This window comes from Actinoplanes oblitus, from assembly GCF_030252345.1.
GTDB classification, from domain to species: Bacteria; Actinomycetota; Actinomycetes; order Mycobacteriales; family Micromonosporaceae; genus Actinoplanes; species Actinoplanes oblitus.
The window spans coordinates 8,662,729-8,679,380 of record NZ_CP126980.1 but is presented as its reverse complement, the minus strand read 5'-3'; the positions used below and the strand labels follow the sequence as shown (position 1 = coordinate 8,679,380).

Below are 16,652 nucleotides of genomic sequence, written 5' to 3'. Positions count from 1 at the left end.
AGCGCGGCGGCTTGTGGGTGGCGGTCACCTGCGGTGATGGCCCGCCGTGGTGGTCAGCGGAGGGCCCACCGGTGCGGGAGTGGTGGCCAGTCCGGCAGCGGCGCGGGGTATCCGCGGGCGACGGCGCCGAGCAGGGTGTGCATTGCCCCGCGGCGGTGCAGGCGCGGACGGGCGGACAGCGCCGTCGTCAGCCGGCTCGGGGTGGTCAGCCGCCGGGTGCAGGCCGTGCTGATCCAGTGCAGGGCCTCCGCCGGGTCGCCGGCCGTCGAGGCCAGATCCAGGACGGTCTCCTCGACGCGGGTCTGCGGCGGGAGCCGGAGCGGATCGCGGCGGTCGGCGGCGTGCCGGGAACGGTGCGCGACGAGGCCCCGGACCGGACTGATCCGCCGGGTGTCCGGGATCAGCACGTGGATGGCCTCGCGGCCGGGTGCGGCAAGGCCGGCCTCCTCGGCCGCGGAGCGGCAGCACAGCATCGCTCCGGAACCGGCGTGCAGGACCGCGGCCCACCGCCGGGCGCCGGGTGGCGGGCGGTCCGCGAAGGTCGCGTAGATCCCCGGGATCATCCGCTGCCAGCGACCGGACCGCAGGTGGCGGCGCACGGTCTCGGCGCCGATGCCGGCCTGGAGAGCCTGCTCGCGGCTCACCACCCCGCACTGGCGGCCGCTGATGTCGTCGAGATGTGCCATGCCCGGCACGCTGCCGCCGCGGCTCGCCGGATGCTTCGGAGCCTGTGGACAGACGCGCAGTGTGGATAACCCGTCAGTGGAAATTCGCGGGCGGAGACTTGGGGGCAGGCGAGAAGTCGGCGCGGGAGGGGTGAGGTGCGACAGGTGGTCGTCACAGAGGAGCGTGCGGACCTGCCGGCGTCTTGCCGGGCGATTCCCGGGGTCCGGTCGTCGCGGCGCCGACGGTGGGCGGGGTCGTGGCGCATCGTCGCTGAGGCGAGGTGGCCGGCAGCTCGGCCGGGAGAGGTGGGGATGGCGTGCGGGCGGAGGCATGGTGGGCCGGGCGGCGGCGGACTGCTCCCGAAGTCCGCCGTGCCCGGCTCACCCTCCACGTCGCGGGTCGCACTTTTCCCGAGGCGAATCCCGCGACTTCCCCAGATCCACCTGCGGACATGACGCTACGTGACTCGCGCTCGGGCTGAGAAGTGCCGAGCGTGTGCTCTGACCGTTCGTATGAGCCGATCGATCCGTCAGGTATCGGGTTTTTCGGGCAATAGCTACAGGGAGTTACCGTGCATCTGCGTTACGTTCAGTAATCAGCCCCATGGCTTCGGCGGCGGCCCGGCTGCTGGCCAGGCTCGCCCCGTGGGTGACCAGGAAGGCGCGGGCCTCCTGCGGGCGCCAGGTCGACGGCCAGCCCATCTCGACGATCGCCGTCGGCCACGTCGCGGCCAGCTTCTCGGCGAGCTCACGGCTCGCCGGCGACTGATGGACCCGCCGGCCGACCAGCACGATGGGCCGGCCCGCGGCTCGCTCGATCAGCTCGTCGGCGGTGGTCCCGGCGGCGGGCACGTCGATCTGCTCGGCCTCGCCGGCGAACGGCCGCAGTCCCCACGGCACCTTGCCCTCGGCTATCGAGTAACCGCTGGAGAGCTGCACGATCAGCGGGCCGGCGACAGCGGCCGGGTCACCCTCGACCAGCAGGGCGAGCCGGGCCGCGTGGAGCCCGAGCTCGGCGGAGGTGAGGTCGGCGACGGAAGGCGAGGTGCGGGCCTCGGTCGCGGCGGCAGGTGTGGCGGTGGGCTGGGTGCGGGCTGCGGTCGAGGCGTCGGTCGCGGCGGCAGGTGTCGCGGTGGGCGGGGTGCGGACCGCGGTCGCCGCGGCAAGCGAGGCGGGTGGGGGGAGGGGTGGGGTGGGGGCCCCGGTGATGCGGCTGAGGGCGGCCCACGACGCCAGCTCGACGTTGCGGGTGGCGGCCTGCTCCAGCCGCGCCAGCGGAAGGCGCCCGTCCCGGACCGCCGAGGCGATCTCGTCGGCCACCGCGAGGACCAGCTCCCGGTCCACCAGAGCGCCGATGCACAGCAGGTCGGCCCCGGCGGACAGCGCCCGGACCGCCGCCTGGGGGATGCCCCCGGCCGCCCCCGCGGCGCCGCGCATCTCCAGCGCGTCGGTGACGATCACGCCGGTGAAGCCGTATTCGGAGCGCAGCAGGCCTTCGAGCGCGACCCGGCTGAACGTCGCCGGCCCGTCGCCGGTCAGCTCCGGTACCCGGATGTGCGCGCTCATCACGGCCTTCGCGCCGGCGGCCACCGCGGCGGCGAAGGGCGGCAGGTCGCGGGAGCGCAGCAGGTCCACTGGCGCGTCGACGGTGGGCAGTTCCAGGTGCGAGTCGGTGACCGTGGCGCCGTGGCCGGGGAAGTGCTTGGCGCAGGCCGCCACCCCGGCCGACTGGAGGCCCTCGACGGCGGCGCCGGTGTGCCGGGCGACCAGCGCCGGGTCCGCGCCGAACGAGCGGGTGCCGATGATCGGGTTCTCGGCGGCGGTGTTGACGTCGACGGTCGGTGCCAGGTCCAGGTTGACGCCGGCGGTGGCCAGGTCGACGCCCATGGCGGCGTACACCCGACGGGTGAGATCCGGGTCGTCTATCGCGCCCAGAGCGGAATTTCCGGGGTACGGGCTGCCGGTGCGATGACCCAGCCGGGTGACGTCGCCGCCCTCCTCGTCGATCGCGATCAGCACGTCCGGGCGGGCGGACCGTAAACGCGCGGTGAGCTGCGCCAACTGAAAGGGGTCCTCTACATTCGTGCCGAAGAGGGTGTGCCCGGCCAGCCCGTCGGCGAGCAGGTCGAGCGCCCAGCCCGGCGCGGATGTGCCGGGGAAGGCGGCGAGGAGGGTGCGCAGGGCGAGTCGGCGTAGCCCGGGGTCGATGGCCATGGTGTCCTCTCGATGACGCGGCTCTGGCCACCTGTGGCGGCGAGCTGCCATGATCGCTCGGAGTCGATAGCCACCGTACGGGCGAGCAACATTGCCGACCGTTACGCTGCGGCTGCGTTTCGAGCGCCGACACTGTAACAGGAAAGAATCTTTAGTATTAGGGGAACGAGTCATGGCCGCCACTCGCCTTCCGGGCACCCCCCGGTTGCTGCGCGCCCTCAACGACCGCGCGGCGCTGGACCTGCTGCTCACCCGAGGTCCCCTGACCCGGGCCCAGCTCGGCGAGCTGACCGGCCTCAGCAAGGTCACCGCCTCGCAGCTGGTGGAGCGGCTGGAGGAGCGGGGCCTGGTCCGGCGGGTCGGTGAGCAGGCCGGTGGCCGTGGCCCGAACGCACAGCTCTACGCGGTCACCCCGAGCAGCGCGCACGTGATCGGTGTCGAGGTCGGCCCGGACACCGTGGTCGCCGCGTGCGCGGACATCACCGGCGCGGTGATCGGCCGGGCGGAGCTGAGCACCAAGGACACCGACGACCCGGTCGGCGTGGTGCACCAGGCGGTGGTCCAGGCGGCGAGCGACGCCGGGACCGACATCACTTCGGTACGCCGGGTCGTGCTCGGCACCCCGGGCCTCGTCGACCCGCAGTCCGGTGAGATCTCGTTCGCCTGGGACCTGCCGCGCTGGCATCGGGGGCTGCTCGCCGACCTGCGCCGGGACCTGAGCACCCCGGTCGTCTTCGGCAACGACGTGAACCTGGCGGCGGTGGCCGAGCAGAGCACCGGCGCGGCTACCGGAGTGTCCGACTTCGCGCTGGTCTGGATCGGTCGCGGCGTGGGTCTGGCCAGCGTGATCAACGGCCGGCTGCACCAGGGCGCCACCGGCGCCGCGGGTGAGATCGGCTACCTGCCGGTGGGCGGCGCCGACGTGCCGCACAACGCCTCGAAGCGCGGGGTGAAGGGCGCCTTCCAGACGCTGGCCGCGGCCGAGGCGGTCAAGGCGATCGGCAAGCAGTACGGGTTCCGGGGCGCCGAGGCCGCCGACGTGGTGCGTGCCGCGGTCGCCGCCGGTCCGGCCGGTGAGCCGGTGCTGGACGAGCTGGCCCGCCGGCTCGCCCTCGGCGTCGCCGCCACCTGCCTGGTGCTCGATCCGCCGCTGGTGGTGCTGGCCGGCGAGGTGGGCCGGGCCGGCGGTCCGGCGCTGGCCGAGCGGGTGGAGCGGGAGGTCGCCGAGATCACCCTGGTCTCGCCCAAGGTCGTGGTGACCGGCGTGAACACCGACCCGGTGCTGTTCGGCGCCCTGCACACCGCCCTGGACGCGGTGCGCGACGAGGTGTTCGGATCCACCACCGACTGACCGGGTGATCGGCGGCACGCCGAGGGAGCGGTGGCGCGGGCACATGGTTGGATGGACGGCGTGGTTGAGGCTGCCGTAACCGTTCCGCCCGACGAGGACACCGTGATCGCGTTCGACCGCGTCAGCGTCGTCCGCGGCGGGAATCACCTGATCAACAGCCTGTCCTGGCAGGTCGAGCTGGACGAGCGATGGGTGGTGCTGGGCCCGAACGGGGCCGGCAAGACCACCCTGCTCAACATCGCGTCCGGCCGGCTGCACCCGACCCGCGGTCAGGCGTGGGTGCTGGGCGAGCGGCTGGGCCGGGTCGACGTCAACGAGTTGCGTACCCGGGTCGGGATCACCACCGGGCGGCTCGCCGACCGGATCCCGCCGGAGGAGAAGGTGCTCGACGTCGTGGTCACCGCCGCCTGGTCGGTGGTCGGCCGCTGGCGCGAGGAGTACGACCCGCAGGACGTGGCGCGCGCCCGGGAGCTGCTCGCCCAGCTGGGTATGAGCAACTTTGTGGACCGTGAGTTCGGCACCCTCTCCGAGGGCGAGCGCAAGCGGACCCAGATCGCCCGCGCGCTGATGACCGACCCCGAGCTGATGCTGCTCGACGAGCCGACCGCCGGGCTCGACCTGGGCGGCCGGGAGGTGCTGATCGGGCACCTGACCGAGCTGGCCCTGGACCCGGACGCGCCGGCCATGGTGCTGGTCACCCACCACGTCGAGGAGATCCCGCCGGGCTTCACCCACGGGCTGCTGCTGCGTGAGGGCAGCGTTGTCGCGGCCGGCCTGCTCGGTGAGGTGATGACCGCGGAGAACCTGACGAAGACGTTCGGGTTGCCGCTGGTCGTGGACCGGTTCGGCGACCGGTACACGGCACGGGCCGCGTGACGGTGCCGAGCGTCGCCGTCGTCGGCAGCGCCAACATGGACCTGGTCGGGCTGGCCGAGAAACTGCCCCGGCCGGGCGAGACCGTGCTCGGTGACGACTTCGTGATGACGCCGGGCGGCAAGGGTGCCAACCAGGCGATCGCCGCTGCCCGGGCCGGTGCGGCGACCACGTTCCTGGGCGCCATCGGGTCCGACTCGTTCGGGGTCACCCTCGGCTCCCGGCTCGCCGCGACCGGAGTGGACACCGGACACCTGCGGACCAGTTACGGCGCGTCCGGCGTCGCGGTGATCATGGTCGACCGGGCCGGCGAGAACTCGATCCTGGTCAGCCCGGGCGCCAACCGGACGTTCCTGGATCTCACCGAGGCGGAGCGGGCCTGCGTGGCCGACGCCGACGTGCTGCTCTGCCAGCAGGAGATCCCGCTGGCCACGGTGGCGGCGGCGCTGACCGCCGCCCGAGCCGCCGGCACCCGGACGATATTGAACGCCGCGCCCGCGATGGAGCTGCCGCCCGGCCTGCTCGACCAGGTCGATCTGCTGGTGGTCAACGAGACCGAGGCGCGGGCCATCACCGGCGGATCGGCCTCGGACATGCCGGCGCTGCTCGCCCTGGTGCCCCGGGTGGTGCTGACGCTCAGCGGCGACGGCTCCCGCTACGCCGACCGGGACGGGCGGGACGTGCGGGTGCCGCCGTTCCGGGTGGCGGTCGCCGACACCACCGCGGCCGGCGACGCGTTCTGCGGCGCGCTCGCCGTGGCCTGGGCCGAGGGTCGCGACCTCGTCGAGGCGGTGCGCTGGGCCAACGCCGCCGGGGCGGCCTGTGTCCGCAAGGTCGGCGCCAGCAACGCGCTCCCGTCCCGCGACGAGATCGACGAGATCTTCCGCGGCTGATCGCCGGTCAGGACTGCCGGGCGGTGGTGAGGAATCTCGTGACCTCGGCCCGCAGCACCTCGGCGAGCTGGGACAACCCGGTGGTTCCGGAGGCGCCGCCACCGTCCACGGCGACGGCGATGCCGTCGATCAGGTTGTTGATCTCGCGGAAGCTGCGGCTCACCGCCTCGAGCACGCCCACCGCGTCGGCGGCGGCCTGCTGCACCGTGTTGACCTGCCCCATGATCTCCTCGCTGGACGCGCTGGTCTCGTTGGCGAGGGTCTTCACCTCGTTCGCCACCACGCTGAAGCCGCGACCCGCCTCGCCGGCCCGGGCCGCCTCGATGGTGGCGTTCAGCGCCAGCAGCCGGGTCTGCGAGGCCACCTGGTTGATCAGGTCGACGGCCTGCCGGATCTCCTCGGACGCGGTACGCAGCGAGGTGACGGTGCCCAGCCCGCGCTCGGCGTCGGTGACCGCGCCACGGGCGAAGGTGGCCAGCCCGTTCGCCGACGCGCCCATCTCGGTGGCCGCCGTCGCCACCTGTTCGGAAACGGTCAGCACCGCCGATTCCAGCTCGTCGGCGAGCGCGTGCCGGGCCCGGGTCGCCTCGGCGATCTGGTCGGCGTTGCGGCGCATCGCGGTCACCGACTCGTTGATCTGCTCGGCGGCCAGCCGGAACGTGCCCTGCAGCCCGGTGGTCAGGAAGCGCCGGTAGAAGCGACCGTCGGCGGCCGCGGCGGAGGCGGCGCCGGCCTCCCGGGCGAACGCGTCCAGCCGGTCGAGCAGGCCGTTCAGCGCGGTCCGGGCGGCCAGCGCGGCCTCGTCGCCGCCGATCGGGGGAAGCCGCGCCTCGAAGTCACCGGCCGTCATCCGCCGGCAGGTCTCGGCGATCACGACGAGGGGATCGTCAGCGGCCCTCATCGGCCGCTGCCGTTGGTCAGTGACCAGACCAGCTCGTCGTACGCCATGCCGCGCTCGGCGAGCACGTCCTGGAGGGCCTGGTGACCGGCCGCCACCGCGTCCGGGGTGTGGTGGTGCCGGGCCTCGGCGGCGCGCAGGATCGCGTACAGGTCGCTGACCGCGGCGATCGCGGCCGGCGCCGGGCGGCGCCGGTTCGAGTGGTAACCGACCACCCGGCCGCCGCCGTCGTAACTCGGCGTGACGTGCGCCAGGACCCAGTAGTGCGCGCCGTCGGCGGCCAGGTTGAGCACGTAGGCGAAGATCTCGCGCCGCTCGGCGAGCACGTCCCAGAGCAGCTTGAACACCGCGCGCGGCATGTCCGGATGCCGGATCAGGTTGTGCGGCTGCCCGACCGCCTCGGCCTCGGTCAGCGCGGAGACGCGCAGGAAGACGTCGTTCGCGTAGGTGATCACACCGCGCGGGTCGGTCTTCGTGACGATCATCTCGTGGTCGCCGAAGCTGCGCTCGATGCCGGTGGGGCGTACCCGGGTCGCTCTCATGGTGTCTTGATCGTGCCGAAGTCAGCCGACGTTTTTCGGCTGAATCAGCGAGAAACCCGCGTTCTAGGTGCGCGGTGCCGCCGAGCCGGCGCCACGGCCCACCGACAGCGCCCAGGCGATCAACGGGGCCTGCAACGGGAGGCGGCCGAGGGCGATCGCGCGCCTGGCGGGCGAGGCGTGCCGCCAGTCCCAGGCCATCTTCACGTTGGCCGGGAAGACCGCAGCGAACAGCGCCGCGGCGGCCAAGCCGCCGATCCGCCGGGTGCGGGGATGCGCGACGGCCGCGGCCACCGCCAGTTCGGCGACCCCGCTGAGGTACGTCCATCGCCGCGCCGGCCCGGGCAACCCGCCCGGCACGATGGCGTCGAACGGTCGCGGCGCCACGAAATGCAGCGTGCCCGTCGTGGCGAGCAGCCCGGCCAGGGCGGCGGCGTCCTTCTTCATCCGGGCACTCTAACCACTCAGCGGCGGACGGCCGGCTCCATGGCCCGCTGGAGCGCCCGGTAGATCCGGCCGAACCGTTGCGCGTTGGTGGTCCGCAGCAGCAGCACCTCGCCGCCGCGCACCCGGCCCCAGATCTCGATGGTCCGGCTGCCCAGGTCGTACGACCTGTCGACGCGCTCCAGCAGCAGGTCGGCGGCCGGCACCACGGCCAGCCCGATCAGCAGCCCGCCGATCACCAGCGCGACGGTGTTCGCGGTGCTGGCGTCGATGAGCAGGGCCAGCCCGATGGCCAGCGCGCCGAGCACGAGCGGCATCAGGATCGCCAGGCCGAGCGCGCCCCGCTTGGCGATCACCGACCAGGACCGGGCGCCCCTGGTGTGCCACACCTGGACCAGCTCGGGCAGGCGGAAATCGCGGCCGTTCATATGGACCCCGGACGAAGTGATCAGTACGTCCGGATCCCGGTAGTACGTGGTCATCTCTCCTCCCCAAGGGTCCCAATCTAGTTGGTACCCGTCGTAGGCTGGCGTCGAAACGGCAACCAACGGAGGTCGGCGTGGGCGAGTTCGTACGGCTGGAGATCGCGGACGGGATCGGCACGATCCGGCTGGAACGGCCCCCGATGAATGCGCTGAACACCCAGGTGCAGGAGGAACTGCGGACGGCCGCCACCGACGCCGCCGCCGATCCCGAGGTCCGCGCGGTGATCGTCTGGGGCGGGCCGGAGGTGTTCGCCGCCGGTGCCGACATCCACGAGTTCACCACCATCGGCTACCAGCAGATGGTGGCCCGGGCCGCGGCGCTCTCCGGGGCGTTCGACGCGGTCGCCCGGATCCCCAAGCCGGTGGTGGCGGCGATCACCAAGTTCGCCCTGGGCGGGGGCTGCGAGCTGGCTCTGGCGTGCGACTGGCGGGTGGTCGCCGAGGACGCCAAGCTCGGCCAGCCAGAGATCAAGCTGGGCCTGATCCCGGGGGCCGGCGGCACCCAGCGGCTGGCCCGGCTGATCGGCCCGGCCCGGGCCAAGGAGCTGATCTTCTCCGGCCGGATGGTGGGCGCCGCCGAGGCGGAGCGGATCGGGCTCGCCGACCGGGTCGTCCCGGCCGACCGGGTGTACGAGACCGCCGTTGAGCTGGTCCAGCCGTTCGTCACCGGTCCGGCCCTCGCGCTGCGCGCCGCCAAGCAGGCCATCGACGCCGGGCTCAGCATGGACCTGGCGGCCGGCCTGGCGCTGGAGTCGCACCTGTTCGCCGGGTTGTTCGCCACCGACGATCGGGTGGAGGGCACCACCGCTTTCGTCGAGAAGCGGAAGCCCAAGTTCACCGGACAGTGACGGCGGCCCTACCTGTCACCGGGACCGCCTAGACTGCCGGCATGTCCATCGACCAGGGTGGTCCGAAGTACGCCCTCGGCATCGACTTCGGCACGTCGAACACCGTCGCCGTCGCACGGTGGCCGGACGGGCGCGCCCGCCCGATCCTGGTCGACGGCTCGCCGTTGCTGCCGTCCGCCGTCTTCGCCGAGCCGGAGGGGACCCTGCTGGTCGGCCGGGACGCGGTGCACAGCGCCCGGCTGGAGCCCGCCCGCTTCGAGCCGAACCCGAAACGCCGGGTCGACGACGGCCTGGTCCTGCTCGGCGAGCAGGAATTCGACGTCGTCGACCTGATCACCGCGGTGCTGGCCCGGGTGGTTGAGGAGTGGCACCGGGCGGTCGGGCCGTACCGGCCGGAGACCACGCTGACCTGCCCGGCGACCTGGGGCGCGGCCCGGCGCACGCTGCTGGCCGAGGCGGCCGCGCGAGCCGGGCTGTCCGGCGTCCGGCTGGTCGCCGAGCCGGTCGCGGCGGCCACCTACTTCGCCGAGGTGCTCGGCCGCGAGGTGCCGATCGGCTCGGTGCTGATGGTGCACGACTTCGGGGCGGGCACGTTCGACGCCAGCCTGGTCGCCCGCACCGCGACCGGGTTCGAGGTGCTCGCCGTCGACGGGCGTGACGATCTGGGCGGGCTGGACGTGGACGCGGCCCTGGTCGAGCACTTGCGGACGGACGACTGGCAGCGGCTGCTGGAGCCGTCGACGGTCGAGGAGCGCCGGGCCCGGCGGCAGCTCTGGGACGACGTGCGGATCGCCAAGGAGCGGCTGTCCCGGGCGCAGTCCGCCGACTTCGTGGTGCCGCTGCTGGACACCGAGGTGCATCTGACCCGGGACGAGCTGGAGCAGGTCGCCCGCCCGGTGCTGGAGCAGACCGTCCGGATCACGCGGAACCTGCTGGCCTTCGCCGATCTGCCGGCCGGGCGGCTGGCCGGGGTGTTCCTGGTGGGCGGGGCGAGCCGGATCCCGCTGGTGGCCACGCTGCTGCACCGGGAGCTGGGCGAGCCGCCCGTGGTGATCGAGCAGCCCGAGCTGGTGGTGGCCGAGGGCAGCATCCTGGCCGGGGCGGCGCTGCTGGCGTCCGAGCCGGCCGCGCCCGGGCCGACCGCCGAGTTGCGGCTGCCGTCGCGGTCGTTGCCGGAGTTCGGTGAGCCGACGCCGGTACCCCGTTCGCACCACTCCGACAGGTCCGATCTGCCGGTGATGACCCAGCCGGTCGCGGCGCAGTCCATCCCGGAGGCCGCCGGCTCCGCCCTGCCCGCCCACGCGCCGGGCGGCACCGCCGAGACACCGCCGGTGCCGGGCGCCGCCGAGCCACGGCCGGTGCCGGGTGCCGCCGCCGAGCCACGGCCGGTGCCGGGTGCCGCCGAAACGCTGCCGGCCCGCGGGCCGGGCGCGACCGGGGAAACGCCGCCGGAGCACGGGCCGGGCCCGGCCGGGGGACCGCTGCCGGCCCGGGTGCCGGGCGCGGCCGCCGGACCGCTGGCCGCCCGGACTCCGGGTGCCGCCGCCGGGTCGCTGCCGGAGCGCGAGGCCGAGCCGGCCGACCGCTCCCTCGACCACGGCACACCCCGCCCCGCCGGCGCCGGTGAACCGGCCACCACCGCCGAGCCCCATGTGGACAATCGGGAGACCGAGATCCGCCCGGAGCTCGTCGTGCCACCGCACATGCGGCCCCCGGTCGACCCGTGGCCGGATGCCGAGCCGCCGCACTGGCGGCACGATCCGGACGCCACGATGCCGACCAGTCCGCCGCGGCACGAGGTGCGCACTCCGGGCGTACGGGAAAAGCAGTCCCGGCCCGAGACGGCGCCGAACCGGCCGGCGAATCCGGTGGTGGCGCATGCCCGTCCGGTCTCCCCGGTCACCGGGCAGGCGCGCCCGGTCTCCGGGCGGGCCGTGGTCGCCGCGCCGCGTCCGCCGAGCGTGCCGCAGCAGCCCCGGCCGGCGCCGAAGCCGGCCCCGGAGCAGCAGTCCACGAGACGGCCGAAACGGCGCAAGAGCCGGTTGCTCCGCTTCTTCCAGCTGCTGCTGGCGCTGCTGACGATGATCTGTGTGCCGATGGCCGCGCTGGTCGCGGCGTACGGATACGGCAAGCCGGGGACCTGGCAGCAGGACGCCGTCAACGTGTTCAGGGACATCGCGAGCCTGGTGCACAGCTAGCCACAGGGGTGGGTCATGCCGATCGAGGGGCACGGCGGGGAGCTGGCGCTGGCCGCGCTCCGGGCGTTCGGGGTGACCGAGATGTTCACCCTCTCCGGCGGTCACGTCTTCCCGCTCTACGCGGCCGCGCACGAGTCCGGTTTCGGGCTCTACGACGTCCGGCACGAGCAGTCGGCGGTCTTCGCCGCCGAGGCGGTGGCCAAGCTGCGGCGCCGCCCCGGCCTGGCCGTGCTCACCGCCGGTCCCGGCGTCACCAACGGCATCTCCGGCCTGACCAGCGCGCACTTCAACGGCTCCCCGGTGCTGGTGCTGGGCGGCCGGGCGCCGGCCTTCCGCTGGGGCGCGGGCAGCCTCCAGGAGCTGGATCACGTCCCGCTGGTCGCCCCGGTCACCAAGTACGCCGCCACGGTCACCGACACCGCCGAGATCCCGCACCAGATCCACCGGGCGCTGACCGCCGCGCTCACCCCGCACCGCGGCCCGGCCTTCCTCGACCTGCCGCTCGACGTGGTCTTCGCCAGCTCGGCGGCGGCCGCGCCGGCCGGCCCGGCCATCCCGGTGGTCGAGCCCGATCCGGACGAGGTGGCCCGGGCGGCGGCGCTGCTGCGCGACGCGGCCCGCCCGGTGATCGTGGCCGGCTCGGACGTCTGGACCGGTGACGCCGTCGCCGAGCTGCGGGCCGCCGCCGAGGCGCTGCAGGTCCCGGTCTTCACCAACGGGATGGGCCGCGGCGCGCTGCCGCCGGGGCACCCGCTCGCCTTCTCCCGGGCCCGCCGGGTCGCCCTCGCCCAGGCCGACGTGGTCGCCGTGGTGGGCACCCCGCTGGACTTCCGGCTCGGTTTCGGTGACTTCGGGGCGGCCCGGGTGGTGCACGTCGTCGACGCGGCCGAGCAGCGTGCGACGCACGTCACCCCGGAGGTCTCCCCGGCCGGGGACCTGCGGTTGATCCTGGCCGGGCTGGCCGCGTCGGGCGGCGGCCACGAGGAGTGGACCGCCGCGCTGCGGGCGGCCGAGGACGCCGCCCGGTCCCGCGACGCCGCGCTGATGGCCGCCGACGGCGATCCGATCAAGCCGGCCCGGGTCTACGGCGAGCTGCGCGGGATCCTGGCGGCGGACGCGGTGACGATCGGGGACGGCGGGGACTTCGTGTCGTACGCCGGCCGCTTCCTGGAGCCGGCCCAGCCGGGGACCTGGCTCGACCCCGGGCCGTACGGCTGTCTCGGCACCGGCCTGGGCTACGCGATGGGTGCCCGGGTCACCTATCCGGACCGGCAGGTCTGCGTGCTGCTCGGCGACGGCGCCGCCGGGTTCTCGCTGATGGACGCGGAGTCACTGGTCCGGCAGGGGTTGCCGGTGGTGCTCGTGGTCGGCAACAACGGCATGTGGGGGCTGGAGAAACACCCGATGCGCGCGTTGTACGGCTTCGACGTCGCCGCCGACCTGCAGCCGGGGATCCGGTACGACGAGGTGGTCCGGGCGCTCGGCGGGGCGGGGGAGACGGTGACGAGGGCGGCCGAGGTCGGGCCGGCGCTGCGCCGCGCCTTCGACGCCGGGGTGCCCTATCTGGTCAACGTGCTGACCGACCCGGCCGACGCCTATCCGCGGAGCTCGGTCCTCGCCTGATGGCGCGATCTGCCAAAAGTCACGGCTGTTGCTCGTCGTCCTGACGCAGCTCCCGCTCCCACCGGGCGAGCATCTCCCGATCCCGCCGCGACTGCTCGGTGTCCATCGAGCGCAGGAAGTCCGGATCGTCGTCCGGCGAGGACGGGCGCGCCGCCGGGCGCCGGACCGCCGGGCTCGCCGGACGGCCCCAGAGGAAATAGGCGATCGACCCGGCCAGCGGGATGAACAGCACGACCAGGACCCACAGCAGTCGCGGCATGGCGCGCACGCGCTCCGCCGACAGGCAGGCGATGAGCGCCAGGATCAGCATGACCAGCGCGACCGCGGCCAAGAAGATGAACAACCGGACCATGGGGCAATGATGCCCCGCCCGGCGGCCTCCGGCGACGATCAGAGCATGACAACCAACCCGCCGAGGACCGCGAGAGCGGCGGTGATCAGCGCGTAGGCCCGGATCGAGCGGGGTGCGGGCCGGGGCGGGCGGGCCCGCAGGCCGGGCGCGCGGTGCAGGGCCAGGGCCACCAGGGCCGCCCAGCCGGCCATCGTGGCGGCGGCGATCAGCCACTCGGCCGGGCCCGCGCCGGGACGGACGGCGGGGCGGGTGGCGAGCAGGGCGACGGCGGCCGCCGACAGTCCGGTGCGCCGCCAGGCGAGCCGGGTGCGCTCCGGCGAGGCGCCCGGGTCCCGGGTCACGTGACGATCCCGTGCAGGACCGTGCCGACCAGCACCACCGCGCCGATCGCCACGACGATCGCCAGGACCGCCGGGAAGCGGGAGCGGGGCAGGTCGATGCCGAGCCGCATGGCCCGCTCGGCCCGCGCCCAGTGATCCACCGCACGCAACGCGACCATGCCGCCGAGCACCAGCAGCGCGATCGCGATGATTTCCCGTAACCGGGCGATCGGCAGCGGCGGCAGGAACTGGGCACAGGCCAGTCCACCGGCGATCAGCGCGAGCCCGGTGCGGATCCAGGCCAGAAAGGTCCGTTCGTTGGCCAGCGAGAACCGGTAGTCCGGAGTGGTGCCCTCGGTGTGGGCGCTCTCCGGGTCGAACCACTGTCGCAGGCCTCCGAACACCCGCCGATTATTGACTGGACGGGTCAAGAAGGTGGTGCCAGAGATTGCGTACTTCGTCACTCACGCAGGCCTCCCGGAGGTGGCCGCAGCGGCACCAGGGGGAGTCGGGGCCGGATCGGCCGTGGGAGTGCGGCTCCGCTTCTCCGCGGTTTGCGAGAGGATGGGGACCGGTCAGGTTCACCGCGCCGGACATGTCATGACACCTCCTCCTGGGGATGCTAGTGAGGTGTGTCACTCTGGGTGGCCGGCAACAGCAAAGCTACTGGCGGGTAACCTTGCCGGCATGTCCGCGGCCAGGCGGGGCCGGCCGACGGATCGGCTCGATCGCAACGGTGCGTTCAATACAGGAGGGTCAATAGCGCGATGAATATCGTCGTACTGGTGAAGCAGGTGCCCGACTCCGGTGCCGAGCGCACCCTGAGCGCGAGCGACAACACCGTCGAGCGTGGCTCGGCGAGCAACGTCATCAACGAGATGGACGAGTACGCCATCGAGGAGGCGTTGAAGATCAAGGAGGCGCACGGCGGCGAGGTGACCGTGCTGACGGTCGGCCCGTCCGGCGCCACCGAGTCGATCCGCAAGGCGCTGTCCATGGGCCCGGACAAGGCCGTCCACGTGCAGGACGACGCCCTGCACGGCTCCTGCGCGGTGGCCACCTCCAAGGTGCTCGCCGCCGCTCTGGGCCGGCTGAACGCCGACCTGATCCTCTGTGGCGCCGAGTCCACCGACGGCCGCGTCCAGGTCATCCCGCACATGCTGGCCGAGCGCCTCGGCGTGGCCGCGCTGACCGGTGCGCGCAAGCTCACCGTGGACGGCTCGCAGCTGACCATCGAGCGGCAGACCGACGAGGGCTACGAGGTGGTCACCGCCGCAACCCCGGCGATCGTCAGCGTCTGGGACACCATCAACGAGCCGCGGTACCCGTCCTTCAAGGGCATCATGGCCGCCAAGAAGAAGCCGCTGGAGAGCCTGACCCTGGGCGACCTGGGCGTCGCGAGCGACGAGGTCGGCTTCGCCGGAGCCACCAGCCAGGTGCTGGAGTGGTCGAAGCGTCCGGCCCGCTCCGGCGGGGCGAAGGTCACCGACGAGGGCAACGGCGGCGAGCAGCTCGTCGCGTACCTCACCACCGAGAAGTTCGTCTGAGCCGGAGAGGTTGATTAGACATGGCTGAGGTACTGGTCGTCGTCGAGGCCGGCGTCAAGAAGGTCACGCTGGAGATGCTCACCATCGCCCGCGGGCTCGGGTCGGTCTCCGCTGTGGTGTTCGGCAACGCCGACACCGACAAGCTCGCCGAGTTCGGCGCCGAGAAGATCTACACCGCGACCGGCGCGGACGTGGAGGACCACGGGGCCGCCCCCAAGGCCACCGCGATCGCCGAGCTGGTCAAGAGCGTGCAGCCGGCCGCCGTGCTGCTCGGCTCCACCCAGGAGGGCAAGGAGATCGCCGGTCGCCTGGCGGTCAAGCTGGAGAACGGCCTGCTGACCGACGCGGTCGACCTGGCCGCCGACGGCACCGCCACCCAGGTGGTCTTCGCCGGCTCCACGATCGTCAAGTCCAAGGTCACCAAGGGCCTGCCGATCGTCACCATCCGGCCGAACTCGACCACCCCGGTCGCCGCTCCGGCCACCCCCGCGGTCGAGGCGCTCTCGGTCACCGTCAGCGACTCGGACAAGCTGACCACGGTCGTCGAGCGGGTCGCCGAGCAGAAGGGCTCGCGCCCCGAGCTCACCGAGGCCGGCATCGTCGTCTCCGGTGGCCGCGGCGTCGGCAACGCCGACAACTTCAAGCTGGTCGAGGAGCTCGCCGACCTGCTCGGCGCCGCGGTCGGCGCGTCCCGCGCGGCTGTCGACTCGGGCTACTACCCGCACCAGTTCCAGGTCGGCCAGACCGGCAAGACCGTCTCCCCGCAGCTCTACGTCGCGCTGGGCATCTCCGGCGCGATCCAGCACCGGGCCGGCATGCAGACCTCGAAGACGATCGTCGCGGTCAACAAGGACCCCGAGGCCCCGATCTTCGAGCTGGCCGACTTCGGCGTGGTCGGCGACCTGTTCAAGGTCGTCCCGCAGGCCGCCGACGAGATCCGCAAGCGCAAGTAAGGCAGTCCCTGGTCACGGCCCGGCGGTTCTCCGCCGGGCCGTGCTCTTTTCACCACCTTTCCGGTACGCCCGCCACCGCACCCAGCGCACCGGCCCGTCCCGTGGCTGAGCGCCCGGTGGGCGGCCCGTCGCGGCCGCGGGGCCGCATCCGGGCGGAGCGGCCCCGCACGGTGGTCCGCCCATCGCGGGGGGTCGCGGTCCGCGCGCCGGCGCCCGCGAGCAACCCATCGGCACCCGCCCGCGGTGCGGGCTGGTCGTGGTGGTGGTTTCCGGGCGGCTGATGCCACCGTGGGTGCCAGCTCGTGGGGTGGGCTGGTCGTGGTGGTGGTTTCCGGGTCGCTGTTACCACCGTGAGTGCCAGCTCGCGGTGCGGGCTGGTCGTGGTGGTGGTTTCCGGGCGGCTGATGCCACCGTGGGTGCCAGCCGTGGTGTGGGCTGGTCGTGGTGGT

The 16,652-nt window shown here is 73.5% G+C and carries 17 protein-coding genes; 8 read left to right on the top strand and 9 right to left on the bottom strand.

The window, feature by feature from the left end; translation table 11 throughout:
- Positions 1-53: 53 nt before the first annotated feature.
- Together Actob_RS38475 and Actob_RS38470 are read right to left on the bottom strand one after the other, a co-directional pair.
- Positions 54-686, bottom strand: coding sequence for a type IV toxin-antitoxin system AbiEi family antitoxin domain-containing protein (locus Actob_RS38475; RefSeq protein WP_284916893.1), 633 nt, complete (start codon positions 684-686; stop codon positions 54-56).
- Positions 687-1,232: 546 nt separating this feature from the next.
- Positions 1,233-2,879 carry a glycoside hydrolase family 3 protein gene (locus tag Actob_RS38470; RefSeq protein ID WP_284916892.1) on the bottom strand — a complete coding sequence of 549 codons (1,647 nt, stop codon included), beginning with the start codon at positions 2,877-2,879 and terminating at the stop codon, positions 1,233-1,235.
- Between the two features lie 172 nt (positions 2,880-3,051).
- Between Actob_RS38470 and Actob_RS38465 the strand changes: the two genes are divergently transcribed.
- The 3 genes from Actob_RS38465 to Actob_RS38455 are packed head-to-tail and all read left to right on the top strand — an operon-like array spanning position 3,052 to position 5,996.
- On the top strand, positions 3,052-4,230 hold the full coding sequence (locus Actob_RS38465; RefSeq protein WP_284916891.1) for an ROK family transcriptional regulator: 1,179 nt from the start codon (positions 3,052-3,054) through the stop codon (positions 4,228-4,230).
- A gap of 51 nt (positions 4,231-4,281) precedes the next feature.
- Positions 4,282-5,106, top strand: a complete 825-nt coding sequence (locus Actob_RS38460) for an ABC transporter ATP-binding protein (RefSeq protein WP_284916890.1) — start codon at positions 4,282-4,284, stop codon at positions 5,104-5,106.
- Between the two features lie 35 nt (positions 5,107-5,141).
- A complete protein-coding gene (locus tag Actob_RS38455) occupies positions 5,142-5,996 on the top strand; it encodes a ribokinase (RefSeq protein ID WP_284922476.1) in 855 nt (284 codons plus the stop codon).
- A 7-nt stretch (positions 5,997-6,003) separates the two neighbouring features.
- On the opposite strand, the gene Actob_RS38450 is transcribed toward Actob_RS38455, so the two are convergent.
- The 4 genes from Actob_RS38450 to Actob_RS38435 form a co-directional block, all read right to left on the bottom strand.
- Entirely contained in the window at positions 6,004-6,897 is an 894-nt protein-coding gene (locus Actob_RS38450) for a methyl-accepting chemotaxis protein (protein WP_284916889.1), read from the bottom strand.
- Positions 6,894-7,436: a PAS domain-containing protein gene (locus Actob_RS38445; protein ID WP_284916888.1), complete on the bottom strand. Its 543-nt coding sequence runs from the start codon at positions 7,434-7,436 to the stop codon at positions 6,894-6,896. The genes Actob_RS38450 and Actob_RS38445 overlap by 4 nt, the downstream gene beginning before the upstream one ends.
- Before the next feature lie 63 nt (positions 7,437-7,499).
- The gene (locus Actob_RS38440; protein WP_284916887.1) at positions 7,500-7,880 is read right to left on the bottom strand and encodes a DoxX family protein; all 381 of its coding nucleotides are present in this window, start codon (positions 7,878-7,880) and stop codon (positions 7,500-7,502) included.
- 17 nt (positions 7,881-7,897) lie between these two features.
- On the bottom strand, positions 7,898-8,359 hold the full coding sequence (locus Actob_RS38435; RefSeq protein ID WP_284916886.1) for a DUF6232 family protein: 462 nt from the start codon (positions 8,357-8,359) through the stop codon (positions 7,898-7,900).
- Between the two features lie 77 nt (positions 8,360-8,436).
- On the opposite strand from Actob_RS38435, the gene Actob_RS38430 reads away from it, so the two are divergent.
- The 3 genes from Actob_RS38430 to Actob_RS38420 are packed head-to-tail and all read left to right on the top strand — an operon-like array spanning position 8,437 to position 13,031.
- Positions 8,437-9,210 carry an enoyl-CoA hydratase/isomerase family protein gene (locus tag Actob_RS38430; protein WP_284916885.1) on the top strand — a complete coding sequence of 258 codons (774 nt, stop codon included), beginning with the start codon at positions 8,437-8,439 and terminating at the stop codon, positions 9,208-9,210.
- A 41-nt stretch (positions 9,211-9,251) separates the two neighbouring features.
- Entirely contained in the window at positions 9,252-11,408 is a 2,157-nt protein-coding gene (locus tag Actob_RS38425) for an Hsp70 family protein (protein WP_284916884.1), read from the top strand.
- A gap of 15 nt (positions 11,409-11,423) precedes the next feature.
- Complete coding sequence (locus tag Actob_RS38420; protein WP_284916883.1) at positions 11,424-13,031, top strand: acetolactate synthase; 1,608 nt, start codon at positions 11,424-11,426, stop codon at positions 13,029-13,031.
- A 19-nt stretch (positions 13,032-13,050) separates the two neighbouring features.
- Here Actob_RS38420 and Actob_RS38415 read toward each other — a convergent pair whose 3' ends face one another.
- Genes Actob_RS38415 through Actob_RS38405 form a run of 3 tightly spaced genes read right to left on the bottom strand, consistent with a single transcriptional unit; the run spans position 13,051 to position 14,107 of the window.
- Positions 13,051-13,383 carry a PLD nuclease N-terminal domain-containing protein gene (locus Actob_RS38415; protein WP_284916882.1) on the bottom strand — a complete coding sequence of 111 codons (333 nt, stop codon included), beginning with the start codon at positions 13,381-13,383 and terminating at the stop codon, positions 13,051-13,053.
- A gap of 38 nt (positions 13,384-13,421) precedes the next feature.
- On the bottom strand, positions 13,422-13,724 hold the full coding sequence (locus Actob_RS38410) for a DUF202 domain-containing protein (protein WP_284916881.1): 303 nt from the start codon (positions 13,722-13,724) through the stop codon (positions 13,422-13,424).
- The gene (locus tag Actob_RS38405; protein WP_284916880.1) at positions 13,721-14,107 is read right to left on the bottom strand and encodes a YidH family protein; all 387 of its coding nucleotides are present in this window, start codon (positions 14,105-14,107) and stop codon (positions 13,721-13,723) included. Before Actob_RS38405 ends, Actob_RS38410 begins: the two co-directional genes overlap by 4 nt.
- Positions 14,108-14,470: 363 nt before the next feature.
- Here Actob_RS38405 and Actob_RS38400 point away from each other — a divergent pair, with 363 nt between their 5' ends.
- Complete coding sequence (locus Actob_RS38400) at positions 14,471-15,250, top strand: electron transfer flavoprotein subunit beta/FixA family protein (protein ID WP_284916879.1); 780 nt, start codon at positions 14,471-14,473, stop codon at positions 15,248-15,250.
- Between the two features lie 20 nt (positions 15,251-15,270).
- The gene (locus tag Actob_RS38395; protein ID WP_284916878.1) at positions 15,271-16,203 is read left to right on the top strand and encodes an electron transfer flavoprotein subunit alpha/FixB family protein; all 933 of its coding nucleotides are present in this window, start codon (positions 15,271-15,273) and stop codon (positions 16,201-16,203) included.
- The last annotated feature ends 449 nt before the right edge of the window (positions 16,204-16,652 follow it).

Excerpts from the sequence above, each read along its gene's own strand:
- Actob_RS38475 (WP_284916893.1), bottom strand. The coding sequence starts at position 686 with ATGGCACATCTCGACGACATCAGCGGCCGCCAGTGCGGGGTGGTGAGC.
- Actob_RS38470 (WP_284916892.1), bottom strand. The coding sequence starts at position 2,879 with ATGGCCATCGACCCCGGGCTACGCCGACTCGCCCTGCGCACCCTCCTC.
- Actob_RS38465 (WP_284916891.1), top strand. The coding sequence starts at position 3,052 with ATGGCCGCCACTCGCCTTCCGGGCACCCCCCGGTTGCTGCGCGCCCTC.
- Actob_RS38460 (WP_284916890.1), top strand. The coding sequence starts at position 4,282 with ATGGACGGCGTGGTTGAGGCTGCCGTAACCGTTCCGCCCGACGAGGAC.
- Actob_RS38455 (WP_284922476.1), top strand. The coding sequence starts at position 5,142 with ATGGACCTGGTCGGGCTGGCCGAGAAACTGCCCCGGCCGGGCGAGACC.
- Actob_RS38450 (WP_284916889.1), bottom strand. The coding sequence starts at position 6,897 with ATGAGGGCCGCTGACGATCCCCTCGTCGTGATCGCCGAGACCTGCCGG.
- Actob_RS38445 (WP_284916888.1), bottom strand. The coding sequence starts at position 7,436 with ATGAGAGCGACCCGGGTACGCCCCACCGGCATCGAGCGCAGCTTCGGC.
- Actob_RS38440 (WP_284916887.1), bottom strand. The coding sequence starts at position 7,880 with ATGAAGAAGGACGCCGCCGCCCTGGCCGGGCTGCTCGCCACGACGGGC.
- Actob_RS38435 (WP_284916886.1), bottom strand. The coding sequence starts at position 8,359 with ATGACCACGTACTACCGGGATCCGGACGTACTGATCACTTCGTCCGGG.
- Actob_RS38425 (WP_284916884.1), top strand. The coding sequence starts at position 9,252 with ATGTCCATCGACCAGGGTGGTCCGAAGTACGCCCTCGGCATCGACTTC.
- Actob_RS38420 (WP_284916883.1), top strand. The coding sequence starts at position 11,424 with ATGCCGATCGAGGGGCACGGCGGGGAGCTGGCGCTGGCCGCGCTCCGG.
- Actob_RS38415 (WP_284916882.1), bottom strand. The coding sequence starts at position 13,383 with ATGGTCCGGTTGTTCATCTTCTTGGCCGCGGTCGCGCTGGTCATGCTG.
- Actob_RS38400 (WP_284916879.1), top strand. The coding sequence starts at position 14,471 with ATGAATATCGTCGTACTGGTGAAGCAGGTGCCCGACTCCGGTGCCGAG.
- Actob_RS38395 (WP_284916878.1), top strand. The coding sequence starts at position 15,271 with ATGGCTGAGGTACTGGTCGTCGTCGAGGCCGGCGTCAAGAAGGTCACG.